A 25,041-nucleotide genomic window follows, 5' to 3' on the forward strand; every position below is an offset into this window, starting at 1 on the left:
CGATATGGCCGCGCCTTCCTCCGTCACGGTTCGTCACGCCGCCTACGGCACCCTCGCCAACGGGGCGGACGTTCGCCTGCTGGCCGAGCCGGATGACGGCGGACTGTCCGAGGAGGCGCGCGCGGCGATCGAAAAGGTCTTCTACATGGCCTGGCGCGCCGAGAGACGCCGCTCGGCGCCCTATTTCGTGTTCGTCCCTCTGGACTACCGGCCGGACGGAGGGGCCGCCCACTGGGGTTTGATCCGCATCAGCCATCTGGGGCGCGGCTCGATGGGCGCGGTCATTGTGGCCTGGGCGGCGATCCTCTCGGTGGAGGACCTGGACGCCATTGACTGGGCCACGCACCGCCTCCTGCAGACGGCCTTCCCGTCGGCGCATCTCCCGGAGACCGGCGACCGGCTTCCGGCGCGCCTTTGCCGGCTGGCTCCCGCGGAATCGAGCGCCGAGGCCCTCACCGACTACGTCGAGGCGTTCGACCGCGCCGCGTACCGGATGTGGCCGGATCAGGAGAGGTTCAATCGATCGCAGATCGCGGTCGAGGCGCCCGGCGAGGCGTACCTCTCGCCGCTTTCGCCGGAGGGGGCGCTATTCGGCCTGTGGGAGCGGGTCGGCCGATGGCGGGCGGACGTCAGCTATTGCACCTGGAGCGGCCTCGCCAGCGAGGGTTCGGGGCCTCCCCGCCGGGACTTTGACCTTCTACTTGGCAAGGCCGGACGCGACCCGCTGGGGCCAGAGGCCATTCCCATCGGAGCGACCGCCAACGGCGAGGGGCTCTCCGAACCGACGGTCGCCTGGCACAGCCTGCGCGAATACCGGACGGGCGTCGTGCCCGCGGGCAAGGTCAAGGCCGCAACCGAGGCGGACGTGGCCGAAGTGGTCCGGGGAATGCTGCAGTCCCTGCGGCCTTCGCTTGAGCTGGGCCAGACTTCGGCGCTCTCGAGGTTCTTCGACTATGCGCTCAAGCCAAACGCCCCGTCGGTGCTGCGGCTGGCCCTGCCTCGTTTGCTCGAAGGCGCGGTGGCGTCTGTCCCGGCGAGGACCGGCGCTGAGCTGATCCGCCTCTATGTCGAGAACGTCCTTCCGCGTCTGCGCGCGAGCCGGCTGGAGGCTGATCCAGCCTACACGCCGGCACGCCTCGCCGTGGAACACGGCGCGCTTCACGCCCTGTCCAAAGACGCCATCGCGGCCCTGACCCCGGTTTATCTGGTCGCGCCCTCGGCCCAGCCGGACCTCCTTGCACCCTTCCTGACCGCGCTCGCCGGCGCCCCGCCTCGCGAGGTCGACTGGACCGCGTTCATCGACGTGACGCTTCGCTCGACCGACGTCGAGCCCGGCCGGCTGAGACAGGCGCTGGCGCGCCTCGCCGGACTCGCCTGGCGGGCGCCGGATCATCGCGACGCCGCCTTGGAGGTGGTGGCCCAGGCCGCGGCCGTAGATGTCCGCGACGCGCTACCGATCGTGAGCGCCGCTCGCGCCCAGGACCGCCGCGAGGTGTTCGCCGCCGTGTGCAGGAGACGCGCCCGAGGAGCCGCCGAGCGGGCCTGGCGTCGCCGGGACGCTTCCGCGCTCGCCCGCGAGGCCACCGTGCTGCTGCAACTCCATCGGCGCGGTCGCGAACTGCTCCAGTCCGCCGAGGCCCGGTCATGAGCCGGGGTCCGCGTCGCACAGGATCGACCCGGGGCTCAGCCAAATCGGCGGTCGTCGCGCCTCCGCCGACGCGCGACGACGCCCGGGTCGCGGCCGTGTACGATCGCCTGCGTCCCGAACTGGTGGAGACCATGCGGTTCGAGGCGCTGGGCCTGGAAGCGCATAGGCAGCTCGGCCCGGATGTCTCAAGCGCGCAAGCCGCCGCGGCGGCAGACGTCCTGTTCGCGGTCGTGGCCACCGCCGCCGAGGACCTGCGCGAACGCAGCCCGGAGGCCGCCGCCGAACTCCTGACCGCCTATGTTCGCGACGTCCTTCCCCTGGTCCGTTCCGCCGGCCTGCCGGCCCGCGACGTTCGCCAGCTGGCCAGTTCGCTCAACGTCATGCGGCACCTGTCCCCCGCGGTGCTGCCCGAACTCGACCCTGCCGGCGCCCCGCCTGCGCCGCCGGCCCCGAAGCGCTCCCGGTCCCGCCCGTCCGCTCCAGCGGAACCCGCCCCGCTCGAAGAGGCGGAGACCGAGTTCGTGCCTCTGATCGAGACCGACGAACCCGAGGCTGAGCCGGGCCCCTCGACCCACCGCTTCGAAACGACCGAACCCCTCAAGCGCGAGATCTCTGACGATCCCGAGATCGAGGACGAGGAAGAGGCCGACGACACGCCTGCCACCGTCGTCGATCCCAGCGACATCGTCCGGCGCTGCCTGTCGGCGCGCCGCAACGGCCGCAAGGTGATCCTGATCGTGGGCCTGGCGACAACGGGCAAGAGTTTCCTCGCCCGTCGGCTGAAGACGATCCTGCAGCGCGACTACACCTGCACGGCCTTCGAGGGGTTCGTCAGCGAAGACGCCCGTGTCGTAGGCCGGACCAAGGACGTCCTGCTCTACCAATTCCACTACGGGACCAAAGGTTCGCCTCGGGATTTCGACCTCTACGACATCCCTGGGGACTGGTTTCGGCCGCTGATGCAGAAGGGGTTCGTCGGCGGATCGGACGACTTCTTCCGGCGCGTCTACACGATCTTCGCCTTCGCCGACGCGATCCTGTTCGTCGCGCCGGCCTTCCACGTGCTCCAGCCCAAGCTCTACGTCGAGCACGGCGACGACGACCCTCGCTCGGAACGGGAGCTCCGCCGCGAGCGCAAGGAGGACATGGACCGGTTCATCGACAGCCTCGAGCCGATGACCATCGCCATCAGCCTGTTGCGCAAGGAGGTGGCCCGCCGGCTTCGCAGCCCAGGTCGCCGCGGCGCGGCCACGGACGAGGCCCGCGCCCAGGCGGCGGCCGAGGCGGTCGAGACCGTAGGGGCGCTCAGCTTTTCCCAGATCATGGAGCGTCGCTCCGAGGCCGGCCGCCTGCCGATTCCCGGCGCGCTCCTGCTGTCACGCGCCGACGAACTGCTGCGGCGCGTGCCGCCGTCCCAGCTCAACACCTTCGACCGTGATCCGGCCCTGACCATGCTGGAATACGGGCTGGGCGGTCGCTACTTCGCGCACCTGTCGCGCCGCTTCGCCGCCTTCACCGCCGACTTCCTGACCGCCCAGCGCAACGACACCTTCACTCGGGTCTTCCACGAGGAGCGCGAAAGCGCGGGCGTCGGCAGTCTCCTTCGCGACTGGCTCCTGCCCGCCATCGATCACTGCCGCAGGCCCTGGCTGCTGCGCGCGCTGGAGACGCCAACCATCGCCATGGCGGTCAGGCGGTTGTTTGATCCCGCCTATGCGCGGGCCTGGCGTCGGAACTGAGGCGCGCGATGGACCGGATGCGCGCCCTGCTCCTCAGGTTGCTGACCAACCGCCGCAGCGCGATCGTGCTCTGGACGGCGGTCGGACTTCTGGTCGCCGGCGTCCACTTCTGGCCGGTGGCCTTTCCTACGGCGAACGCCGCGCGCCACTCGGTCACACTGGGCGCGGCGGAACGCGCCGAACTGAGGGCGCCCACGCGGTCGGAACTCGAGATGCTGCGCAGCCTGCCGCTCCTGCGCGATCCTCTCGCGCCGGCCTTTCCGCCGGCCCAGGCCGCGCCGCCGATCGCCAGCGGCCAGGTTTTCGGCATGCGCGACGAGCTGCGCGCCCCCTTCATCAGGGCGACCCAGGCGCTTCGGACCGCGGCGCCCGCGTGTGCGGCCTGGATTCAGGGCGACGCCGACAGCGTCCCGGCCGAGATCGCCGACGCGCAGGCGGCGATGGGCGAGCTAGCGAATGGCTCCAGCCAGGACCGCGGCCTGTTCCTCTACCATCAGGGGCTGGTCGACCTGTGCGGTCCAAATCCCGGATCAGCGGCCCAGGCCTTCGAGCGGGCGCTCGCCGAATACGCCGCCTATGCGGAATCGGCGCCAGAACGCGAGCCTTTGGTTGAGCGGCGGCTCGCTCAATACCAGGCGGTGACACACTATGGCCTGGGCTTGGCGCTGGTGGCCTCGGACGACGACCTCCGCCGCGCCGACGCCGAGTTCGCAAGCGCGCTGGAGGCGGCGACGCGCGCGAAGTCGCACCGGCAGCTGGGCCCCTTCGTCAATCTCGCCGCCTGCCAGGATGGTCCGAACTGCGACCTCTTCGATTTCAGCACGGCCCACATCCATAACGCCCGTCTGTTTGCGCGGATGCGGGAGGGGCAGGGGTCCGACGCCTATGAGGACGCCGATCCGGCGCTGGCGTCGTCGCCAGGCTATGTGCTGGCCTATCCGGAGCTGGCGGCCAATCTGGCCGCAGCGGCTGCCGCGCAAGGCGACTTCGAGACGGTCGCCCGGCTGTACCAGACCCTGAAGGCCCGGCAGGGCGACGAGGAAGCGGATCCGGAAGACCCACCGTCGGAAACCTGGGCGCGTATCGCGGGCCTGGCCGTCGTGTCGCCGAGACCGATCTACGCGGAGGGGGACCCGTGGCCGCTCGGCGCGTCCTCCCCGACGCGCGAGATGTTCGAGTCGCGCATCCGGGCGCGTGACGAGGCGTCCTGGTTCCCGGCGGTTTCGCTGGGCGCGGAGGACCGGGAGATCCTTGATCTCTGGCTCTGGGTCAGGCGCGAACGGCAACTCCTGGAAACCGGTCAGTTTCGCGCCTTCCGCAGCGACGGTTCGACCATCGCCAACCTGGGTCCCGAGACACGGGATTTCCTTGAGACCTGGCGCAGTGAGGTGTCCGGACGGCTTGCCGACGCCCTGCTGGAGCGCGCCGAGACAACCCGCCGCCGTAACGGCCTGGCCGAGGCGCGTCCGCTGCTGGCCCTCGTCGACAGCGACGGCTTCCCCTGGTTCTGGGAACGGCCGCTTGCGCGGATAGGCTATTACAACGACCGCCCGCCGCTGTGGGTGGCCGGATGGGGCCTGTTCTGGCTGGCCGTAACCGGGCTCGCCTTCTGGCTTCATCTGCAGGTGGCGGCCGGCTATCGCCGCACCTTCGGTGCGCGGCACCACTCGGATCGCATGGCGCACGGCACGGAAAGCGCGTCCGGCAGGCCATGATGCTGCTGCTGATCCTCTGCGTCGGCCTGTCGCTCGTCCTGGCGGCGTCCGGCCTTCAGTCTCGAGGATGGCGTCGCTGGGCCCCGGTCTGGACCTCGCTGCTCACGATCGCCCTTCTCATTGCGGGACGCATCGCGGCGCCCAACGCCGTGGATGGGCCGCATGGTCAGCTGCGCGTGGCGCTCGGCTCGATGTCCCTCGAGCTGGATCCGGGCCGTATCTACACCCTGGGCGGAGACCCGGCCGTCGATGACATCGTCATTGCGCCGCCCGGCGCGGCACGGCTGGGGCGCGGCGTCCTGCCGCCGACGGCCCTGGCCCTCGAAGCGACCGACGATGGTGTGGCCCTGCGCCTGCTGCGCCAGACGGGTCCGGGAAGCCGCGCGCTCTTTCGCGTGTCGCAAGGCGGGGAGGCGACCTGGCTCGGCGCGAGCCCGGCGGCGGGCGATCAGGCCTGCCTCGCCGCCTGCGGGCAGGCGGCGCAAGTGCTGGAGGAGACGCGGCCGTCCCGCGCCTATTTCGACGCCGCCACTCCGATCACTGGGCCGGGCGCCGCACAGTCCGCAGACGCCGATGGCTTCGCCTTCACAGACGCGGAGGGGCGTCTTTATCGCGCCGGGGCCGCAGCGACCGTCCGCCTAGCCGCGGGCGAGCGCCTGCGGCTCGACGTCTTCGAGGCCGACGCGGGCCAGGCTCCGCTCGGCGCGGCCCAAGGCCGGGCGGGCCGGCTGTCGCTCAGGCGTTCGTTCGATCTCGCCATCGCGGACGGTCGGCTGGCGATCGCGCCCGAGACGCCCCAGACCGTCACACTAGATCTCGCGGGCGACACCGGCGAACGGCCGACTTTGCGTTTCGCGTCCGGCGGGGAGGCGGTCCGTCCGGCCCGCGCCAATGAGCGCGTGGTGGGGTTCAGTCTGCTGGGTCAGAATTTCGAGGCCGATCTCGCGGGGGTCTCGATCGATGCGGCGCGCACAAGCCGCGAGGCGTCCGTGCTTCACCGGGGCGGCGGCGGGGACGAGTCCTTCGCCGGCGGGATCGTGATCGGCGGCGACCGGCAGGTCGGGCTGGGCCTGCAGCCGCTCGATTTCCGTTCGGGCCTCTATCCGGCCCTGTGGTGGCTGGCCGGCCTGAGCCTGGTCGCATTCCTTTGCGTCAGCTGGCGGCTGAGGGTCGAGGACCCCTTGGCGGGGATTGCATTCGCCGCGGTCGAGTTCCTGCTCGCGATGCGCCTTCTGGTCGCCGTCGAAGGCGCCTTCGTCGATGCCGCGTCGAAGGCGCAACAGGCGGTTCCGGCCGCGCTGGTCGCCCTTCCGCTCGGCGCCTTCGTGCTGCTCGCCGCCCATCCGAGCCGGAGAGCTCTTTGGCCGGGCGCCGCCGCCATGGCTGTCATCACCCTGGCCTGTCTGTGGGCCGGTCGCGCCATGGGCGCGCCGCTGCAAGAGACCATCGTCGTCGCGGTCCTGTTGCTGGTCGGCGGCGGAATCTGGATCGCCTGGGACTTCCTTCGTCCTCTGGTGACAAAGTTCGACGTGTTCACCGCCGACCGACCCTTGGCGGTGGCCATGGTCGGTGCGGTCATCCTGCTCGGACTGCGCGCCGCCCTGACTTTCGCCGGCTGGCAGGAAAGCTTGCCGATCGGCCCGTTCCGCCTCGCGCTCAGCCTGTTCTTCGTGCCCGCCACGCTGCTGATCTTCGCGCCCCTGATCGCGCGCGGCTGGCGTGCCTGGGACGGACACTGGCGGAATCCGCCCGAATGGCCGCCGTTCCGGAGGGACTGGTCGCCGGTCCTGGCGGGTCTGACGCTCGCGGCGGCGCTTGCGCTCGGCGTCGGGGCGGCCAGCTACATCGCCCGCGACGTCGGTTTTTCGGTGCACGCCCTGCCGGTGATCGCTGCGGCCGTCATCGTCACAGCCGCCGGCGCGCAATCGCTCAGGTCGTTCGGCCTCGACGGCGCCTGGGCGCTTGGCGCGGGCGTCGCCGTGGTCGGAGCGCTCGTGTTCGCGCTCGGCCGGCCGTTCGGCCTGGCGTATGTCATCGTCGTGGCGCTGGCTGTGGGCATGGCCCTCATCGCCTGGCGTCCCCGCGCCCTGTGGATCGCGCCGGCGGGCGCCGTCGCGGCCCTGATCCTGGCGGCCAATCTGCAGCCCGTCCTCGACACCCGCGCCCAGGCGGAGATCGACCTGGAGGCGGCGGTGGCCCAGTCCGACCAGAACCTGCGGCTTCTGGCCGCCTTTGATCCAGATCGCCTGGCGCAGGTCGGGACGCGAAGCTCCGAGGGGCTTCAGGACACCCTCACCCATCTGCGGTCCTACGGCGACACCTTCCTAGGCCGGGGGTATTTCAACCTTCCCGAAGTCACCGTGCTGCGCGCCTTCCACCTGACCGATAACGCGGCCGCGGTGCACCTGGTGTCTCCGTTCGGAAGGCTCGGGGCCGCGGCCTTCCTGCTCGTGCCCGGAGCCTTGGCCTTGGCCGGCTGCTGGGCGGCCAGTCAGGCCGCCGCGCGGCCATCCGCGTGGTTGGGGGCGCTGGCCGGCCTGACGCTGGCGACCGTCTCGACCTACATCGTGCTGGCCAACCTCCTCGCAGCGCCGTTCACGGGTCGGAACGTCTATTTCCTCGCGCCCTGGTCCATGGCGGACCTTATCGAGGGCCTGATGCTCGCCGCCCTGCTGCTGGCGACACTTTGCTCAGTCCGGGAGCCCGCCCATGACTGAGCTGCGGAACGGCGCTGCAAGGGCCCTGATGGCGGCGGCGGGGTTGCTCCTGCTTCTTCTGCTGCCGGTGCTCACCGGCGGGTCTGCAGGCCGGGGGCTGGCGGCGTCGCAGGAGGAGGACGCCTATTCGCGGTTCGTCCGGGTTCATTTCATCGCGCCGCGCCGGCTCGTCTTCAACGAACGCGCGGGGGACGGCGCGCCGATCGTGGACCTCGCCCCGGCGGTCTATGCCGACCCCGACACCCGGTACCTGGAATACGCCCTGGCGTCGTTCCTGCTACAGGACATTCGGCGCAACGATCCCGGCCTGTGGGAGATCGACAACGGGGTGGTGACCGGCGTCACGCCCTTCCTGCATTTCACCCCGCCGCCCTTTCCGGTCGAGCGTCGCGCCTGGCGAGGCGCGTTGCGCTATCGCGAGGCCGCGGAGGCGCCCGTCCAGGACGTGATCGTGCTTGAGGGAGGCTCGGGCACGCCCCGGCTGCGTCTCACCCCCTCTTCGGCGCCGATCGGCACGGGCGATCCAGACATCCGCACGCTCGACCTTTCGCGGTCCGCTGGAGCGCACGAGATCGCAGGCCGCGCCGTGGATGTGTTCTGCGACGGCCCCTCCGAGCGGCCGAGCCTGCGCATCCGGCGCATCGGCGATCAGGTCGGCGTGTTCGCCGATGACCTCGGGGCCTGTGTCGTCGACGTGGGGCCGACGCAGCTGGGCCAAGGCGCCCGCTTCGAGGTTCTGGCCGAGGGCGAGCGGCTGAGCGTCCGGTCGGAGAGCGGCCGGCGCCTCGTGCTTGTGCGCGGCGGGGGCAGGGTGGACGACGGCGTCGTCTCGGCGCCGGGAGCGGCGGGCGGGCGTTATCACGCGTCCGAGATCGCCCAGTGGAGCCAGGCCGTCGAACGCGACGTCATCAGCGCCTTCTCCGCAGGCCCGCCGTCGGCGGACATCGTCACCACGCTCGACCGCGACCTCCAGCAGCTCGCCCAGTCGGTGCTCGACGAACACCTCTCAGGCCAGGCCGGTGGGACAGACGAGGGAACCGGCGCCATCACCATCATGGACGCCCTCACCGGCGAGGTATTGGCCATGGCCAGCGCGCCGCGAGGCGGCGCCCAGGGTCGTCCCTGGATCGATCAGGATGACGTCCTCGGCCGGGCCCGGGCGGTGAATCAGAACCTGCAGCTCCTGCCGGTCGGATCGGCGGCCAAGCCCTTGATGGCCGCCGCCATCCTGCACCGGAGCCCGTCCTTGCTAGGCCTCGAGATTCAGGGCCAGCAGGAGGCCGATAATCTGCTCGGACTGCCCCTGTCGTCGCCGATCTCCAACCACCTAAGTCCCGACTGGATCGGCTTCGACGCCTTCCTGCGGGACTCCGACAACCTTTACGCCGCCTCGCTCCTGCTGCTCGGATCTCCCGACACGGGGGGGCAGCGCTGTCCGCTCGCGCCGGGGCAGGTCTACAGGCTGGGGGGCGAGACTCTCACCTCGCGCCCCAAGTCGGTGTTCGAACGTCTGGGACGTGACGGGCGCTGCCAGGCGGCGCCGACCGGCCACGACCGCCAGATGCGTTGGGCCGATACGCTCGAGGACCTGTTCGATATCGACGCCGGCCTCCGGTCCGCGAGTGGAGGCGTCAGCCGGTGCGCCTCGGAAGACGGCGGCGGCCAGCCGTCTCCCTGGGCGCGGCTGGTGAGCCAGTACGACGGCGTCGACGCCTGCCGCTTTGTCGCCTCCACGCCCCAACCCGAGGCGCTGGGCCTGATCGGAGCCCGGGACTTCCGCAGCCAGGTCGTGCCGTCGGCGCTGGGCAACGGCGACGGAGTCTGGTCGGCGGTGAAGCTGGCCGAGGCCTACGCCCGCTTGGTGACCGGCGTGCGCGTCAGCGCCTCCTTCCACGGGACATCGTCGACCTCCGGGCCGCTGGGACTGAACGCCGAGGTCAGGCGCCGCATCACTCACGCCCTCACGCTTGTGCCCGCCGGGACCGCCGCGTCCACCGAGCTGCCGGGGAGCCTCGCGGCTCTTCAGGAAGCCTTGGCCGCCCAGGGACAGGTGTTGGGCGCCTTCGCCAAGACCGGGACGCCGGTGGTGGTCAGCCGCCGCTATCGGCCCGTGGACCGCGCCATCAACATGCTGATCCGCCGAGACCGCCTCAGGGTGTCGGCACGCGGCGCGCTCCAGCTGGGCGCACAGTCCGGTAGCCGCATCGAGATACGGCCCGGGATGAGCCGCGCGGATCGCGAGCGGGCGCTCGGGCTTCTCAGCCGTGACGCGGTGGCGCGCGAGAGCCTGCGGGACGTGGCGGGGGTCACCCCCGCCGGAGTCATCCGGACCCTGGAGCGCTATGCAGGGCAGATGGCCGAGGGCGGGACGCCCTTCCTGATCCGGCAGGGCGAGCAGGCGCCGCTGCTGGTGCGCGTGGCGTCCCGTGCGGAGATCATCGGCGACACGGGCGATCCGGACACCCCCACCGGCAAGGTCATCGCCCTGGTCGTGGCGGCCTACGGTCGCGAGGGGCTGGCGCTGGGCGACGACGGCCGCGCCTATGATGGCCGGGCACGGCCGCTGCGGGCCTATGTGGTGGTGGTCAATCTGCAGCATGAGAGCCGGGGGTCGAATGATGCGGCGAACCTGGCCGCGCGGATCGTCAGCCGTGGCCTGCGAGACCGGCTCGCCGACGGGCGGAGGCGCTGATGTCGGACGACTGGAACCTCAGCGGCCGCCCGGATCCGAACGCCCCGGTCTTTCCAGGATCGCGCGACGCGCCCGCCTGGAAGGAGCCCGCGCCTGCGCCGGATGTGCGGCCGCCCCGACGGGCTCCGGCGCTGCTGAGGTTCTGGCCAAGGATTGTGCTGGCGCTCGCAGTGCTGGGCGCGGTCGGGCTCGGACTGGTGACCGGTGTCCCGCGAGAGCCCGAGCCGGTCGAGACCGCCTCGGGCGGCTCCGTCATCGTCGCGCGAACTCCTGTCGCGGGGGAGGGTTCCACCATCCAGGACATCTGCGCCAGTCACGGACTGCCTCGCGACCTGTGCGATCTCAGCGAACGCTGCGTGTCATCCGGCGACCATGCGCGCTGGGCGCCATTGATCCTGCGCGCGCCTGACGGCACCTGCCCGAGCGGCAGCGAATCGGGTGGCTAGCAGACAACCTGCTCCGCCGGCTCGACGACGGCCGGCCCCATCCGGACGACATCGGCGACCAGCCGGAGCGCATCCTTGCGGTGGGTGATGAGGATCAGTCCTTGGCCCGTCGCGGCGAGGCGGCGCTCCAGATTGTCGATCACTTTGTTCGCGATGACTTCGTCCAGGCCCTCGGTCGGTTCGTCCAGGACGAGCCAGGGCGCGGGCTTGAGATAGGCGCGGGCCAGGGCGAGCCGCCGGCGCTCGCCACCGGAGAGCTCCCGGGCGTTGTCCGCAAGTCGGGTCTCGAGCCCCTGCGCCGCCCGGAACCGCTCCGCCAGTCCAGCGTCCTGAAGCGCGCGCCACAGATCGGAATCGGCGGCGGGCGGCGCGGCCAGGCAGAGGTTCTCCCGCACCGTGCCCCCAATGAAGCGTGGCTCCTGGGCGGCATAGGCGAAGAACGGCCGAAGCGATTGTGGCGACAGGTCCACGATGTCGGACCCGCCGGCACGCCATTCGCCGGCCCGGGCCGCCCGCAGCGCCATCAGGCGCTCGATGAGGCTCGTCTTGCCGCAGGCCGATGGGCCGACGATGGCCAGTCGATGGCCGGAGGCTAGGACGGCGCGGCCGTTCAGTTCGAGCCCGTGCCCGGAGGGGAGGTTCCGGCCAATTTCGTCAGGCGCGCCGCCAAGGCTGTCAAGGCGTTCGACGGCCGCAGTCACGGTTCCGGCCTGGCGCGCCGCCTCGGCATAGGCGCCCGCGCCCTCGACAGCGGCGATGGCGGCGAGGACCGCCAGGGTCGTGGCTGCCGGATCTGATCCAGGCGACACGCTCAGGATGACCGCGACGGCGATGCCGGCCACCCCGAGCTGGGCGAAGGCGATCCAGCCGGCCGCGCGAGCGAGCCGAAGCCGGGCCGCGTCGAGCTCGGCCGCACGTGACGCCACTCGTCCCTGGGCCCAGCCGGCCGCCCCGTAGGCGCGAAGTTCCGGCGCGGCTTGTTCCAGCGCCGAGACCTGGGACTTGAGCCGGCCCAGGGCCTCCTGGGATTCCCGTCCGGCCGCATCGGCCAGTCTCCGACCGAGGAAGCGCGCCAGCAGCAGGCTGGCGAGGACGGCGCTCAGGGTGATCAGGGCGGACGGCCACCCGGCCACCGACGCCAGGGCGACGCCTGCGGCCATGCCTCCGACCGCCGCCCAGGGCGCGGATCGACGCACGAAAGCAGACTGGACTGTGTCCACGTCCTGGACCAGCCGGGAAGAGACCTCGCCGCTCGCCGCGGCGAGCAGCTGTTCGGGCGCCTTCGCCGCAGTCCGGCGGAAGAGTTCGGGGCGCAGTTCAGCCAAGGCGTCGAGCGCGGCCTGGTGGCCGCTGACCCGTTCCACATAGCGCAGTCCCGTGCGCAGTATGGCCAGCAGCCGGATGACCGCGCTGGGCACAAGATAGTTGAACGCCTGCGCAGCAGCGGGGCCGGCAAGCCCCGCCAGGGCTGCGCCAGTGAGAAACCAGCCCGAGACGCCGAGGAGGGCCGCCGCCGCCATCGAAACCGCGGCGGCGGTGAGGGACGACAGCAGCAGCGTCGCCCGTTGCGCCCGAACCTGGGCCTGGATCAGGTCGGCGACGCCCTGCCCCTTCATAGCCGCACCTGCCTGTCGGCGATGGCGGCCAAGGCCGCCGAGTGGGTGGCGATCAGGCAGGTTCTGCCTTGGCAGGCGCGTCTCAGAGCGGGCAGCAAGGCGGCCTCGGACTCCGCGTCGAGGTTGGCGGTCGGCTCGTCCAACAGGAAGATCGGCGCGTCCTTGAGGAGCGCGCGCGCCAGGCCGAGGCGCCGCCGCTCGCCGCCCGACAGGCCTCCACCGCGCTCGTCCAACCGCCGGTCCAGGTCAAGGGCCAGGCCTGCCGTAGCCGCGGCGGCCGCGATCGCGTCCCGGCTCGCGCCGGTCCGCCCGAGGTCGATGTTCTCCGCGAGCGTGCCGGCCATGACGACCGGGTCCTGCCCCGCCCAGCCTATGGAGGCCGAAAGGTCGCCGAACCGGACGAGGTCGCAACCGTCGATGTCGATGCGGCCGCCCGTCAGCGGCGCCAGGCCGAGCAACAGCTTCAGGATCGTGGTCTTGCCCGAGCCGCTGGCGCCGACCAGGGCCACCGTCTCGCCGGGCCGCAAAGTCAGATCGAAGCCGTCGAGCACGGGGCGACCGCCGTAGACGACCCGGGCTTGGGCGAAGGCGATCGACGGAGGATAGCGCAGGGCCGCGGCGCGTGGCCGGTCGACGGCCTCTTCGCGTCCGGCTCCCAGCGACGGCGCGGCGGCCTCGGCGGCCTGCCGGTCATGGTAGGCGGCGGCCAGCCGTCGGATCGGCGCATACACCTCCGGCGCCAGCGCCAGCGCGAAGAAGGCGCGAGCCAGATCGAGCTGCTCCGGCGCCGGGAAGGGAAGCAGGCGCAGCAGGTTGAAGCCGCAATAGACGGCGACCAGAGCCACGGACAGCGCCGAGAAGAACTCCAGGACGCCCGATGACAGGAAGGCGATCCGCAGGACCTTCTGCGTGCGCACCGCTAGCTCGTGCGAGGCCGTGGCCACTTCGTGGACGGTGCGCTCTTCGGCCTGAAACGAGAGAATCGCGGGCAGGGCGCGGATGCGGTCGAGGAACAGGCCCGACAGGCGTTCCATGGCCTCGAACTGGCGACGGCTCTCTGCGGCGGCGGCCGTTCCGGCGAGCGCCATCCCGGCCACAAAGGGGATCAAGGTCGCGGCGAGGATTCCAGCGGCGACCGGGCTCGCCAAGGCGACCGTGGCGATGACGATCAAGGGGCTCGCGCTCGCCGCCGCGCGCGCGGCCGCATAGCGGGACCAGTAGCCGTCGAGCGCCTCGACGCCCTCGATCGCCTGGGTGACATTCGCCGCGCCGGCCTGCCCCGATGACACCAGGGCGGAGATCAGCCCGGTCCGCAGGTGGTTCTTTGCCCCGGCCGCAGCCTGAGCGCCAAGGCCGAGCGCGACCGGTTGAAGCAGGCCCCGCCCCAGGAAACCGGCGAGGGCCAGCGCCGCACCGAGCGCCACGCCTGCCGCATCCCCTCCGGCTAGCGCCGACACGCCGAGGGCGAGGCCCGCTGCCAGGGCGATGGCCGGCAAGACGTCCGCCACGGCCACGGCGGCGACCAGGGCCAGACGCCGCCGGTGCGGGCGAGACGCCTCGCGCAGCCATGCGCGGGCGGCGTCGGGATCAGGAGGAGCAAGCGACATGCTGCGCTCTTGCCAGACGCCACGGCCGCAACCTTGATCGAAATCAAAGCGGCCAGGCGTCGGCCGCCCTAGCGGAGGCGCAGTCGGTATCCGACCGAACGGAGCCTCCCCATGATCGACCTGGCGGTCGTAGACCTCTCGCGCCTGCAGTTCGCGCTGACAGCGCTCTATCACTTCCTCTTCGTGCCCCTGACGTTGGGGCTCAGTTTCATGCTGGTCATCATGGAGTCGATCTATGTGATGACCCGCCGGCCGATCTGGCGAACCATCACCCGTTTCTGGGGGACGCTGTTCGGCATCAACTTCGTGCTCGGCGTCGCGACCGGCATCACCATGGAATTCCAGTTCGGGATGAACTGGAGCTATTACAGCCACTACGTCGGAGACATTTTCGGAGCGCCCCTGGCGATCGAGGGCCTGATGGCCTTCTTCCTGGAGGCGACCTTCGTCGGACTGATGTTCTTCGGCTGGGACAAGCTGTCCAAGGTGGGCCACCTGGCGGTGACTTTCCTGGTGGCGTTGGGCACCAACCTGTCGGCGCTGTGGATCCTGATCGCCAACGGCTGGATGCAGAACCCGGTCGGCTCGGCCTTCAATCCGGACACGATGCGGATGGAGGTGACCGACTTCGCCGCGGTGCTGTTCAATCCGGTCGCTCAGGCCAAGTTCGTTCACACCGTCTCGGCCGGCTACGTGATCGCCGCGGCCTTCGTGCTCGGCGTCTCGGCCTTCTATCTGCTGAAGGGCCGCCACAAGGCCTTCGCCAAACGCTCGATGACAGTCGCGGCCGCCTTCGGCCTGGCGTCCTCCCTGTCGGTCGTCGTGCTAGGCGACGAGAGCGGATACGCGCTGACCGACAACCAGCAGATGAAGCTCGCAGCCATCGAGGCCATGTGGGAGACCGAAGAAGCGCCCGCCGGCCTGACGGCTATCGGCTTCCCGAGCCTCGAAGAGCGCCGCACCGACTACGAGATCCGCATTCCCTATGTGCTGGGCCTGATCGCAACGCGCAGCCTCGATGGCGAGGTGCAGGGCATTCTCGAGCTGGTCGCAGTGGCCCAGGACCGGATCGAGTCCGGGGTGCTCGCCTATGACGCCCTCGAGCGGGTCAAGGCCGATCCGGCGGACACCGCGGCCCGCGCGGCCTTCGAGGAGCGGCGCAACGACCTCGGTTATGGCCTGCTTCTGCAGCAGTACGTCGCCGATCCGCGCCAGGCGACTCCCGAACAGATCGAGCTGGCCGCCTGGAGCACCGTGCCGAACGTACCAGTGATGTTCTGGACCTTCCGCATCATGGCCGGGATCGGCTTCCTGATGATCGGGCTGTTCGCCACGGCCTTCGTCCTGGCCACGCTGCGCAAGCACGAGACGAAGTGGTTCCTGCGGCTGGCCGTCCTGGCCATCCCGCTGCCCTGGATCGCGGCGGAACTCGGCTGGGTCGTCGCCGAGGTCGGCCGTCAGCCCTGGGCCGTGGACGGGGTGCTCCCGACCTTCCTGGGCGCCTCCAGCCTGACCGTACCCCAGCTGTGGGCCACGATCATCGGCTTCACCGTCTTCTACGGCGCCCTGGCCGTCGTCGAGGTCGGCCTCATCCTCAAGACCATCAAGAAGGGCCCCGGCGCCATTCCCGACGTGCTTGAGCCTCCCGTGGCCGAGACGCCGCAAGCTCCGCAACCGGCCGTCGCCTGAGCAACAAGGACATCCAACGATGGAACTCCCTCTCGACTACGGAACCCTCAGGCTGATCTGGTGGGCCCTGCTCGGCATCCTCCTGATCGGTTTCGCCCTGACGGACGGCTTCGACCTTGGCGTCGGCGCTCTCCTTCCCTTCGTCGGCAAGACCGATGAAGAGCGGCGGGCGGTCATCAACACCGTCGGCCCGACGTGGGAAGGCAACCAGGTGTGGTTCATCCTGGGCGGCGGCGCGATCTTCGCGGCCTGGCCCTTCGTCTACGCCGTCAGCTTCTCCGGCTTCTATCTGGCCATGTTTCTGGTGCTGTCGGCGCTGATCCTCAGGCCGGTCGCCTTCAAGTACCGGTCCAAGCGGGATGATCCGCGCTGGCGGTCCTTCTGGGACTGGGCGCTGTTCGTCGGTGGCTTCGTGCCGGCCCTGGTGTTCGGCGTCGCCGTCGGCAACGTCCTGATCGGCGCTCCCTTCCGGCTCGATGACACCCTGCGCTCGACCTACGAGGGATCGCTGCTGGGCCTGTTCACGCCCTTCAGCCTGGTTTGCGGCCTGCTGTCGGTGACCATGCTGGTGCTTCACGGCGCCGCCTGGCTCGGAGTGAAGGTCGAGCGCGGTCCGATCCAGGACCGCGCACGTCGGATCGGCATCGTCGCGGCGCTCCTCAGCGTGGTGCTGTTCGCGGTGGGGGGACTGTTCGTGGCCTTTGGCGACCTCGGCTTCCGCATCGAGGGCGCCGCGGACATGGGCGGGGCTTCCAACCCCTTGCGCACCACCGTCGCGGCCGCGCCCGGAGCGTGGATGGACAACTATGGCGCCTATCCCTGGATGATCGCCGCCCCGGTCCTGGGCTTCGTGGGCGCGCTCGCCGCGCTCCTGGGTCTGCGGCTCAAATCCGAGCCCCTTGCCCTCACCGGATCGTCGGTGTCGGCGCTCGGGATCATCTCGACAGTGGGCCTGTCGATGTTCCCCTTCATCCTGCCCAGCTCGGTCGATCCGCAGTCCAGCCTGACGGTCTGGAACGCGTCGTCCAGCCACCTGACCCTGTTCATCATGCTGGTCTGCACGATCATCTTCCTGCCCATCGTGTTGGCCTACACGGCCTGGGTCTATCGCGTGCTCTGGGGCCGTTCGACGGTCGCCGCGGTGCGCACCAACCCCGACCTCTACTGACCGAGGAGTTCAAGACGATGTGGTACTTCACCTGGATTCTCGGCCTCGGCGTGGCCGTCGGCTTCGGTATCCTCAACGGCCTGTGGCACGAGTTCCACATGACCGACGAGGGCGTGGACGGCGCGGACTGACGACGTGACCGCCCAGCCCGTCTCGGCTCCGGCCTCCGATGCAAACCTGGCGAGGCTGGACCGGAACGCGCCGCGCTACACCAGCTTTCCCACCGCCGCCCAGTTCACGCCGGCGGTGGGGGAGGCCGAGGCCCGCCGCTGGCTCGCCGCCCTCCCAGACGGCGAGCCGGTTTCCCTCTATGTGCACCTGCCCTTCTGCAAGCGCCTCTGCTGGTACTGCGGCTGCAACACCCGGGCGGTGAACCGTCGGGAAGTCATCTCCAGCTATGTCGAGCTGATCGGCGCCGAAGCGCGCATGACTGCAGAGGCGGCGGGCCGTCGACTCAGGGTCGCCTGCCTGCACCTGGGCGGCGGCACGCCCAACATGCTGTCGCCTGAGGATCTCAATCGGCTCTTCGATCTCTTGGGCTCGGCGTTCGACCTCGACGCGGCGGACGAGATCGCCGCTGAACTCGATCCGGCCACCCTGACCGAGGCGTGGGTCCAGGCCGCCACGGATCGCGGGCTCACCCGCGCCAGCCTCGGCGTTCAGGATCTGTCTCCGGTCGTCCAGCAGGCCGTCAATCGGATCGAGCCGTTCGGGGTCGTCGAGCGCGCCGCTGGCTGGCTGCGCGCGGCTGGTGTTCGTTCGCTAAACCTCGACCTGATGTACGGACTGCCGGAGCAGGGCGTGCGCGATGTCTTGCGGACCCTGGATCAGGTCCTCACCCTCCGGCCGGACCGGATCGCCCTGTTCGGCTACGCCCACGTGCCGTGGATGAAGCCGCACCAGCGTCTTATCGACGAGACACGGTTGCCCGACACGGCCCAGCGTCTGGCGCAGAGCCAGGCGGCGGCGGACAAGCTCTGGGACGCGGGCTACGCCGCGATCGGCATCGACCATTTCGCCCTTCCCTCTGACAGCCTCGCCCGCGCGGCCCGCGCCGGGCGTCTTCATCGGAATTTCCAGGGCTATACGGACGACGGATCGGAGGCCCTGATCGGGCTGGGAGCCTCGTCTATCAGCCGCACCGCCGAAGGCTATTGGCAGAATCACACCGCAGAACTGGCGTGGCGTACGACCGTGGCCGAGAAATGCCTGCCCGTGGCGCGCGGCGTCCAGCTTACGCAAGGCGATCGCCTGCGCGCCGAGATCATCGAGCGACTCATGTGCGACTTCGCGGTCGACCTCCTGGCCGTCTGCGCGTCGCATGGGGCTGGCCTCGAGATGCTGCGCCCGGATCTCCTGAGGCTTGCGGTCTGCGAGGCCGAAGGCCTGGCCGCCTCGGATCATGGCCGGGTTCAGGCCACGCCGGCGGGACGCCGTTTCGTCCGGCTGATCGCGGCCGCCTTCGATCCGTATTTCGACGCCGCCGCGAACCGGCACGCCCGCGTATCCTGATCAGCCCTAAATTCCTTGTGGTCTTTTGAGATGGATCAAGGGCGGCGGCTAAGGCCAAGCTTATCACCGCTCCAGGCGTCGGAGCCGGCCGATCGAGCCGGCGGCGCCGGGGACCTGATCATGAAGAACTCGCTGCTTGCCCTCGCTCTCGCCGGGAGCGCCATGGCCTATGCCGGAACCGCCGCCGCCCAGACCGCGCCGGAGCCGATCGGGCAGGGAACTTTGATCGTGACCGGGCGGGTGACGTCCGTCTCCTCGTCCGCCGACGACCCCATTCTGACTTCCGGCGGCGCAGCGACCGGCCTGCACGTCGACGTGGGCGAGTCGGTGATGCCCACCCTGGGCTTCACCTATTTCGTGTCCGACCACTGGGCGGTGGAGGCGATCCTCGGCGCCACCCAACACGAAATCCGCGCCCAGGGGCCGGGAACGGACGTCGCGGTGCATGAGACGTGGGTCCTGCCGCCGGTTGTGACCCTTCAGTACCGACCGACCCCTAACGCCCAGGTCAGCCCCTACGTCGGGGCCGGGGTCAACGCCATGATCTTCTTCAGCGGCGACGACATGAATGGCTTCACCGTCGATCTCGACAACGGTGTCGGCCTCGCGCTTCAGGCGGGCGCCGATGTCCAGCTGACCGGGCCGTGGAGCCTGAACTTCGACGTCAAGAAGGTCTGGTTCGACACCGACGCCACGATCAACGGCGGCGCGCTGCAGAGCGATGTCAGCCTCGACCCCTGGGTCGTCTCCATCGGCCTGGCCCGCCGCTTCTAGGCCCAGCCGCAGGTCGCGCTCCGCGGGTCGGGGATCCCTCTCCCACCTCGGTCCGCGGAGCCGACCGATCAGAGTGCGCCGTCGCTCGCCGCCTGCCTGGAGCGCAACTCCGAGACGATGTGCTGCAGCCCGAGCTCGCGCGCCCTGAGCAGCACGATCAGGTGGTAGATGAGGTCGGCGGCTTCCTCCCGGAGCTGATCCGGTGACCCGGCCGCGCCCGCGAGCGCGACCTCCACGCCCTCTTCCCCGACCTTCTGGCCGAGGCGCATGGGGCCTGCGGCGAGTAGCCGTGCGGTGTAGCTCGTCTCGGGATCGGCCGCCGCGCGAGTGGCGATGGTCTGTTCCAGCCGGGCCAGCCAGCCGACGCCCGGCGCGTCGCCGAGGCCGAAACAGCTGACGCTGCCCTCGTGGCAGACGGGCCCGGTCGGTTCCACCCGCAGCAGCAGGCTGTCGGCGTCGCAGTCGGTCAGGACCTGGACGACGCGCAGGCGGTTGCCGGAGGTCTCGCCCTTGCGCCAACGCGCCTCGCGGCTGCGCGACCAGAACGTGGCCTCGCCGCTTTCCAGCGTCTCCGCGAGCGCGTCGCGGTTCATCCACGCCTGCATCAGCACCTGGAGCGTCGCGGCGTCCTGCACGACGGCGGGCAGCAGACCGTCGGAACCCTTGGACCAGTCCAGCCGGTCGAGATCGGCCAGGGTCAGAGGCGTACGGGGATGTCCCATCGGGCCAGCCTTTGCTTGAGGTCGGGAATGGTTAGCTTGCTGGAATGGAAGACGCTGGCGGCCAGGGCGCCGGAGACGTCGGCCTGATCGAAGACGTCGCGAAAATGATCGGCCGAGCCCGCGCCGCCGGATGCGATCAGCGGGATGCTCAGCCGGCTTCGGGCGGCCTGGAGCTGTTCGATGTCATAGCCCTGCCGCACGCCGTCGCGGTCCATGCAGTTGAGGACGATCTCTCCGGCGCCGCGGGCTTGCGCCTCAGCGATCCAGTCGAGCGTCAGCCGCCCCGCATCTTTCTGGCGCGACGGGTCCCCCGTGTACTGGCGCACGCGCCACTGGCTGTCCACGCGCTCGCTGTCGACGCCGACGACGACGCATTGGGAGCCCGCAACCTGGGAGATCTCCTCGATGAGTTCGGGACGCTCCAGGGCCGGGGAGTTGATGGAGACCTTGTCGGCGCCCGCTGACAGGCAGGCCAGCGCCTGGTCAAGCGTGCGGATGCCGCCGGCAACGCAGAAGGGAATGTCGATAACGCGGGCCACCGCCTCGATCCAGCCGAGCTCGGGGCCGCGGCCCTCAGGGCTGGCGGTGATGTCGTAGAAGACCAGTTCGTCCGCCCCGTCGGCGGAATAGGCGCGCGCCATCTCCACGGGGTCGCCCACGTCGACGTGGTCCCGGAACCGCACGCCCTTCACGACGCGTCCGTCGCGCACGTCCAGGCAGGGGATGATCCGCCTAGCCAGCACCGAGCGCCTCTTCCAGTGTGAAGCGGCCTTCGTAGAGCGCGCGCCCGACGATCGCGCTGGTGGCCCCGGCGGCCTTAAGGGCGGCGAGGTCGGCGAGCGAGGCCACGCCGCCGGAGGCCTGGTAGGCGAGGCGCGGTTGGCGGCGCACGATTTCGGCGGCGAGGTCGAGGTTGGGGCCCTCCAGCGCGCCGTCGCGCGAAATCTCGGTGACCAGAACGTGCCGGGGCCGGCCCGCCGACAGACGGTGCAGCGCCTGCCACAGCGACAGGCCCGAGCCCTTGGTCCAGCCGTCGGTGGCGACCATCGGCCCGCCGTCGATCATCCGCACGTCCAGCGCCAGCGTCACACGATCGGCGCCGAAGCGGTCCAGCCATTCGATGACCGTGTCGGGCCGCCGCACCGCCAGACTCCCGACCACCACGCGCTCGGCGCCGGCGTCGAGCAGGCGGGCGACGTCCTCTTCCTTGCGGACGCCACCGCCGGTCTGGATGCGCACCCCGGTCGCCGCGGCCATGCGGCCGATCAGCTCGTGTTGGCGGGGCTCCCCGGCCTCGGCCCCGTCGAGGTCCACGATGTGGACCCACTCGGCGCCCGCGGCCTCGAAGGCGGCCAGGCGGGCGAGGGGATCGGCGTCATAGCGGGTCACGGCGTCGAAGCGGCCGTGCAGAAGCCGCACGCACTCGCCCGCGCGCAGGTCGATGGCCGGGTAGATCAGCATGGCAGGTCCAGGAAGTTGCGCAGGACGCGCGCCCCGACGGGGCCGGACCGCTCCGGGTGGAACTGGCAGCCCCAGGCCCGCCCCTGACGCACGACCGCGGAGAAGTCCCCGCCATAGGCGCAGGCGGCGAGCGTCTCGGGCGTGACCGGCGCGGCGTAGCCGTGCACGAAATAGGCATAGGCCCCATCCTCGATCCCCTCCAGCAGCGGATCGTCCGTCAGCTTTGACAGCCGGTTCCAGCCCATGTGGGGCGAGGGCCGTTCGGGCGAGGGCTCGAGGCGCCTCACCATGCCCGCCAGGCGTCCAAGCCCCGGCGCGTCCCCTTCCTCGCTGCCTTGGAAGAGCATCTGCATGCCGAGGCAGACACCCAGCAGCGGCCGGTCGAACGCACGCAGCGCCTCCGTCAGGCCCAGGGCCAAGATCCGCCCGGCGGCGAAGCCGGCCGCGCCGACGCCGGGAAAGACCAAGCGTTCCGCCTCGGCGATGCAGGCGGCGTCGCTCGACAGCCGCGGCTGGCCGCCGAGCCGCTCCAGCGCCCAGATCATGGAGGCCGTGTTGCCGACGCCGATGTCCACGACGACTAGGCTCACAGCACGCCCTTGGTTGACGGCACCTCGCCGCCCTCGATGCGAACGGCCTGACGCAGGGCGCGGCCGAAGGCCTTGAAGCAGGCCTCGGTCTTGTGGTGGTCGTCGTCGCCGGTGACGCGGACGTGGATGGCCGCGCCCAGGCTGTCGGCCAGCGAGCGGAACACGTGCGGCGTGAGCGCGGTGGGATAGTCGCCGAGGCGGTCGGTCGCGAACTCCCCCTCGAATCGGCAGAAGGGCCGCGCCGACAGGTCGAGGCTGATCGCGGCCTCGGCGTCATCCATGGGCGTGACGAATCCGTAGCGGCCGATGCCCTTCCGGTCCCCCAGCGCGGCTTTCAGGGCCGCGCCGAGCGCCAGCGCGCTGTCCTCGACCGTGTGGTGCGGGTCGGTCTCGAGGTCGCCCTCGCAGGCGAGGATGAGGGAGATGCCCGCGTGCGCGGCGATCTGATCGAGCATGTGGTCGTAGAAGCCCACGCCGGTGCGCACGCGACGCGGCGCCGGGGCGTCGAGGTCAACGGCCACAGCGATGCGGGTCTCGCGGGTGTCGCGGCTGAGCTCGGCGCGACGGGCGGGACGGTCGGGCGTCTCGACCCCGAAGGCGGCCAGGGCGAGGTCGTTCTCCTCCGGGGACCCGATGCTCAAGCGCACCGCGCCCGGAGACACCTGCGGTCGAAAGCGGGCCCGCACGCCGCGCTCGCGCAGTCGGACCGCGAGCGCCTCGGGCGCGTTGGTTTCGAGCAGCAGGAAGTTGCCGCCGCCCTCCTGCACGGACGTAAGCCACGGCGAGGCCGAGAGCCGCTCCGCCACCCGTCGCCGCTCGGTCTTCAGCAGCTCGATGCGAGCCTCGACGACGGGCCGGCGAGACGCCGAAAGCGCCAGCTCCGCCGCTGCGATCGAGGGGCCGGGCAGGGGATAGGGCGGCAGGGTCCGGCCGGCCATCTCCAGCACCTCGGGATCGCCGATCAGGCACCCGACGCGCGCGCTCGCCAGGCCGTAGGCCTTGGACAGGGTGCGCAGCACGAGCAGGTTTGGGATTTCGCCGGCCAGCGGGGCGACGCTCTCGCCGTCCGCGAACTCGACATAGGCCTCGTCCACGAGGACCAGGGTGTCGGACATGGCCTCGGCCAGGGCGCGGATGTCGGCGGCCGGCGTCAGGGTCCCCGTCGGGTTGTTGGGCGAGCAGACGAAGACCAGCTTGACCGCGCTGTCCTCGCGCGCCACGGCGACCGTCGACTCGACATCGAAGCGAAAGTCCTGGCCGAGCGGCCGCTCGATCACCCGCGCGCCGCTCATCCGGGCGAAGTGGGCGTAGGCGCCGAAGGTCGGGGGGCGGACCAGGACCGCATCCTCTCCAGGCCGGCAGAAGGCGCGAACCAGGATGTCGATCGCGTCGTCCCCGCCGCGCGTCAGGAGCAGACGGTCCGTCGGCACGCCGTAGAGCGCGGCCATGCGCGCGCGCAGGCTTTCGGGGCGCGGGTCCGGATAGCGGTTCAGGTCGCGCGCCAGCGGGCCGTCGACCAGGGGCGGAAACGGGTTCTCGTTGGCGTCCAGCTGGACGTCGTCCGCCGCGCCCCGCTCTGCGAGCTGGAACGGCGGCAGGTCGCGGATCTCCGGCCGGGCGAGGCGTTGGGCGAGTGTGGTCATGGCCTCAGGCGCTCCATCCGCAGATCGGCGGCCTGGGCGTGGGCCTCCAGACCCTCCAGCCGCGCCAGCCGTCCCGCCGCCTCGGCGAGGTGGGGCAGGCCGTCGCGCGAGACGCGCTGCACGGCGAAGCTCTTCATGAAGGCGGCGGTGGTCACGCCGGAGAAGGCCCGCGCCGCCCCGTCGGTCGGCAGCACGTGGCTGGGGCCGGCCAGATAGTCCCCGAAGGTTTCGGCCGCCGCGTCGCCGGCGAAGACGGTCCCGGCATGACGGACGTTGGCGATCAGGGCGTCCGGATCGCGCACCTGCAGCGACAGGTGCTCGGGCCCATAGGCGTTGGCGATGGCGACCGCCTCTGCCGGGTCGCGGCACAGGATGATTGCGGCGGCGTCCAGCGAGCGGCGGGCGATGTCGGCGCGCGGCAGGCCCTGCAGGCGCCGTTCGACGGCCTCGGCCGCCAGCCGCGCCAGGGCGGGGCTGGGCGTGACCAGCAGGACCTGGGCGTCGACGTCGTGCTCAGCCTGGCCGAGCAGGTCGGCGGCGACGAGGTCCGGATCGGCGCCTTCGTCGGCGATGACCAGGAGTTCGCTCGGCCCGGCCGGCAGGTCGATCGCGGGCCCGCCGGGCTCGGAGCTCACCTGCCGCTTGGCCTCGGCCACCCAGGCGTTGCCAGGGCCGAAGATCTTGTCGACCCGCGGCAGGCCCGCGCCATAGGCCAGGGCCCCGACGGCCTGGGCGCCGCCGACCAGCCAGATGGCTTCCAGCCCCGCCTCGCGCGCGGCGAGGATGATCATCGGATCGACCGAGCCGTCCCTGCGCGGCGGCGTCACAACGACCCGCTCGGCCACGCCTGCGACCTCCGCCGGGACGGCCAGCATCAGCAGGGTGGAGAACAGGAGCGCGGTGCCGCCCGGCACATAGAGCCCAACGCGGTCCAGCGGACGCCAGACGCGACGGCTGAACACCCCGGGCAGGGTCTCGATCTCGGGACCGTCCGCTGGCCGGTCCGCCTCGTGAAAGTGTCGGATCGCGCCCGCCGCCAGCTTCAGCGCGGCCCGGTCCTCCGGCGCGACGCGGGCGGCCGCCTCGGCCGCCCTCGCGTCGGTGATCGCGAGACGGCGGGCAGGGGCCCCGTCCAGACGGTTGGACCAGTCGTCCACGGCCTCGCCGCCGCGCTCGCGCACATCGGCGAGGATCTCGCTGACCCGGGCGCTGACCTCCGCGCTGCGGGTCTGCGTCGGGCGCAGCAGGGCTCTCTCACGGTCCGCCGCTGCGGCCGCGTTCCAGTCGATCAATCGCATGGGC

General features: G+C 71.0%; 19 protein-coding genes. 11 read left to right on the forward strand and 8 right to left on the reverse strand.

Going from position 1 to position 25,041, the window contains the following annotated elements:
- The first annotated feature begins 4 nt into the window (after positions 1-4).
- From Q0M60_RS04910 to Q0M60_RS04935, 6 genes are read left to right on the forward strand one after another with little or no spacing between them, the layout of a single operon-like run.
- A complete protein-coding gene (locus tag Q0M60_RS04910; protein ID WP_296816681.1) occupies positions 5-1,648 on the forward strand; it encodes a hypothetical protein in 1,644 nt (547 codons plus the stop codon).
- Positions 1,645-3,387, forward strand: coding sequence for a hypothetical protein (locus Q0M60_RS04915; RefSeq protein ID WP_296816685.1), 1,743 nt, complete (start codon positions 1,645-1,647; stop codon positions 3,385-3,387). The genes Q0M60_RS04910 and Q0M60_RS04915 overlap by 4 nt, the downstream gene beginning before the upstream one ends.
- A gap of 17 nt (positions 3,388-3,404) precedes the next feature.
- Positions 3,405-5,102 (forward strand): hypothetical protein, encoded by a 1,698-nt coding sequence (locus Q0M60_RS04920; RefSeq protein ID WP_296816688.1) that lies wholly within the window; start codon positions 3,405-3,407, stop codon positions 5,100-5,102.
- A complete protein-coding gene (locus tag Q0M60_RS04925) occupies positions 5,099-7,819 on the forward strand; it encodes a hypothetical protein (RefSeq protein WP_296816691.1) in 2,721 nt (906 codons plus the stop codon). Before Q0M60_RS04920 ends, Q0M60_RS04925 begins: the two co-directional genes overlap by 4 nt.
- Positions 7,812-10,511, forward strand: a complete 2,700-nt coding sequence (locus tag Q0M60_RS04930) for a hypothetical protein (RefSeq protein ID WP_296816694.1) — start codon at positions 7,812-7,814, stop codon at positions 10,509-10,511. Before Q0M60_RS04925 ends, Q0M60_RS04930 begins: the two co-directional genes overlap by 8 nt.
- Positions 10,511-10,957, forward strand: a complete 447-nt coding sequence (locus tag Q0M60_RS04935) for a hypothetical protein (RefSeq protein ID WP_296816697.1) — start codon at positions 10,511-10,513, stop codon at positions 10,955-10,957. Before Q0M60_RS04930 ends, Q0M60_RS04935 begins: the two co-directional genes overlap by 1 nt.
- Here Q0M60_RS04935 and Q0M60_RS04940 read toward each other — a convergent pair.
- Together Q0M60_RS04940 and cydD are read right to left on the reverse strand one after the other, a co-directional pair.
- Complete coding sequence (locus Q0M60_RS04940; RefSeq protein ID WP_296816700.1) at positions 10,954-12,573, reverse strand: ATP-binding cassette domain-containing protein; 1,620 nt, start codon at positions 12,571-12,573, stop codon at positions 10,954-10,956. The genes Q0M60_RS04935 and Q0M60_RS04940 overlap by 4 nt on opposite strands.
- Positions 12,570-14,180, reverse strand: coding sequence for a thiol reductant ABC exporter subunit CydD (gene cydD, locus Q0M60_RS04945; protein ID WP_296816702.1), 1,611 nt, complete (start codon positions 14,178-14,180; stop codon positions 12,570-12,572). Before cydD ends, Q0M60_RS04940 begins: the two co-directional genes overlap by 4 nt.
- 114 nt (positions 14,181-14,294) lie before the next feature.
- Between cydD and Q0M60_RS04950 the strand changes: the two genes are divergently transcribed.
- From Q0M60_RS04950 to Q0M60_RS04970, 5 genes are all read left to right on the forward strand, one after another.
- Complete coding sequence (locus Q0M60_RS04950; RefSeq protein ID WP_296816758.1) at positions 14,295-15,869, forward strand: cytochrome ubiquinol oxidase subunit I; 1,575 nt, start codon at positions 14,295-14,297, stop codon at positions 15,867-15,869.
- A 19-nt stretch (positions 15,870-15,888) separates the two neighbouring features.
- Positions 15,889-17,037: a cytochrome d ubiquinol oxidase subunit II gene (cydB, locus tag Q0M60_RS04955; RefSeq protein ID WP_296816705.1), complete on the forward strand. Its 1,149-nt coding sequence runs from the start codon at positions 15,889-15,891 to the stop codon at positions 17,035-17,037.
- A gap of 17 nt (positions 17,038-17,054) precedes the next feature.
- Positions 17,055-17,168: a cytochrome bd-I oxidase subunit CydX gene (cydX, locus tag Q0M60_RS04960; RefSeq protein WP_296816707.1), complete on the forward strand. Its 114-nt coding sequence runs from the start codon at positions 17,055-17,057 to the stop codon at positions 17,166-17,168.
- A 4-nt stretch (positions 17,169-17,172) separates the two neighbouring features.
- On the forward strand, positions 17,173-18,549 hold the full coding sequence (gene hemN / locus Q0M60_RS04965; RefSeq protein ID WP_296816710.1) for an oxygen-independent coproporphyrinogen III oxidase: 1,377 nt from the start codon (positions 17,173-17,175) through the stop codon (positions 18,547-18,549).
- A gap of 120 nt (positions 18,550-18,669) precedes the next feature.
- The gene (locus Q0M60_RS04970; RefSeq protein ID WP_296816712.1) at positions 18,670-19,323 is read left to right on the forward strand and encodes an OmpW family outer membrane protein; all 654 of its coding nucleotides are present in this window, start codon (positions 18,670-18,672) and stop codon (positions 19,321-19,323) included.
- Between the two features lie 68 nt (positions 19,324-19,391).
- Here Q0M60_RS04970 and hisIE read toward each other — a convergent pair whose 3' ends face one another.
- From hisIE to hisD, 6 genes are read right to left on the reverse strand one after another with little or no spacing between them, the layout of a single operon-like run.
- Positions 19,392-20,045 (reverse strand): bifunctional phosphoribosyl-AMP cyclohydrolase/phosphoribosyl-ATP diphosphatase HisIE, encoded by a 654-nt coding sequence (hisIE, locus tag Q0M60_RS04975; protein ID WP_296816715.1) that lies wholly within the window; start codon positions 20,043-20,045, stop codon positions 19,392-19,394.
- On the reverse strand, positions 20,021-20,788 hold the full coding sequence (gene hisF / locus Q0M60_RS04980) for an imidazole glycerol phosphate synthase subunit HisF (RefSeq protein WP_296816718.1): 768 nt from the start codon (positions 20,786-20,788) through the stop codon (positions 20,021-20,023). Before hisF ends, hisIE begins: the two co-directional genes overlap by 25 nt.
- Complete coding sequence (gene hisA / locus Q0M60_RS04985; protein ID WP_296816720.1) at positions 20,778-21,506, reverse strand: 1-(5-phosphoribosyl)-5-[(5-phosphoribosylamino)methylideneamino]imidazole-4-carboxamide isomerase; 729 nt, start codon at positions 21,504-21,506, stop codon at positions 20,778-20,780. The genes hisF and hisA overlap by 11 nt, the downstream gene beginning before the upstream one ends.
- Positions 21,500-22,096 carry an imidazole glycerol phosphate synthase subunit HisH gene (gene hisH / locus Q0M60_RS04990; protein WP_296816723.1) on the reverse strand — a complete coding sequence of 199 codons (597 nt, stop codon included), beginning with the start codon at positions 22,094-22,096 and terminating at the stop codon, positions 21,500-21,502. The genes hisA and hisH overlap by 7 nt, the downstream gene beginning before the upstream one ends.
- Complete coding sequence (gene hisC, locus Q0M60_RS04995) at positions 22,093-23,739, reverse strand: histidinol-phosphate transaminase (RefSeq protein ID WP_296816726.1); 1,647 nt, start codon at positions 23,737-23,739, stop codon at positions 22,093-22,095. The genes hisH and hisC overlap by 4 nt, the downstream gene beginning before the upstream one ends.
- Entirely contained in the window at positions 23,736-25,037 is a 1,302-nt protein-coding gene (gene hisD / locus Q0M60_RS05000; protein WP_296816729.1) for a histidinol dehydrogenase, read from the reverse strand. The genes hisC and hisD overlap by 4 nt, the downstream gene beginning before the upstream one ends.
- Positions 25,038-25,041: the final 4 nt, after the last annotated feature.

Source organism: Brevundimonas sp. (genome assembly GCF_024711105.1).
Lineage (GTDB): Bacteria > Pseudomonadota > Alphaproteobacteria > Caulobacterales > Caulobacteraceae > Brevundimonas.

What these genes read in the sequence shown, in the direction of transcription:
- Q0M60_RS04910 (WP_296816681.1), top strand. Translation starts at nt 5, where the DNA reads ATGGCCGCGCCTTCCTCCGTCACGGTTCGTCACGCCGCCTACGGCACC.
- Q0M60_RS04915 (WP_296816685.1), top strand. Translation starts at nt 1,645, where the DNA reads ATGAGCCGGGGTCCGCGTCGCACAGGATCGACCCGGGGCTCAGCCAAA.
- Q0M60_RS04920 (WP_296816688.1), top strand. Translation starts at nt 3,405, where the DNA reads ATGCGCGCCCTGCTCCTCAGGTTGCTGACCAACCGCCGCAGCGCGATC.
- Q0M60_RS04925 (WP_296816691.1), top strand. Translation starts at nt 5,099, where the DNA reads ATGATGCTGCTGCTGATCCTCTGCGTCGGCCTGTCGCTCGTCCTGGCG.
- Q0M60_RS04930 (WP_296816694.1), top strand. Translation starts at nt 7,812, where the DNA reads ATGACTGAGCTGCGGAACGGCGCTGCAAGGGCCCTGATGGCGGCGGCG.
- Q0M60_RS04935 (WP_296816697.1), top strand. Translation starts at nt 10,511, where the DNA reads ATGTCGGACGACTGGAACCTCAGCGGCCGCCCGGATCCGAACGCCCCG.
- Q0M60_RS04940 (WP_296816700.1), bottom strand. Translation starts at nt 12,573, where the DNA reads ATGAAGGGGCAGGGCGTCGCCGACCTGATCCAGGCCCAGGTTCGGGCG.
- cydD (WP_296816702.1), bottom strand. Translation starts at nt 14,180, where the DNA reads ATGTCGCTTGCTCCTCCTGATCCCGACGCCGCCCGCGCATGGCTGCGC.
- cydB (WP_296816705.1), top strand. Translation starts at nt 15,889, where the DNA reads ATGGAACTCCCTCTCGACTACGGAACCCTCAGGCTGATCTGGTGGGCC.
- cydX (WP_296816707.1), top strand. Translation starts at nt 17,055, where the DNA reads ATGTGGTACTTCACCTGGATTCTCGGCCTCGGCGTGGCCGTCGGCTTC.
- Q0M60_RS04970 (WP_296816712.1), top strand. Translation starts at nt 18,670, where the DNA reads ATGAAGAACTCGCTGCTTGCCCTCGCTCTCGCCGGGAGCGCCATGGCC.
- hisIE (WP_296816715.1), bottom strand. Translation starts at nt 20,045, where the DNA reads ATGGGACATCCCCGTACGCCTCTGACCCTGGCCGATCTCGACCGGCTG.
- hisA (WP_296816720.1), bottom strand. Translation starts at nt 21,506, where the DNA reads ATGCTGATCTACCCGGCCATCGACCTGCGCGCGGGCGAGTGCGTGCGG.
- hisC (WP_296816726.1), bottom strand. Translation starts at nt 23,739, where the DNA reads ATGACCACACTCGCCCAACGCCTCGCCCGGCCGGAGATCCGCGACCTG.
- hisD (WP_296816729.1), bottom strand. Translation starts at nt 25,037, where the DNA reads ATGCGATTGATCGACTGGAACGCGGCCGCAGCGGCGGACCGTGAGAGA.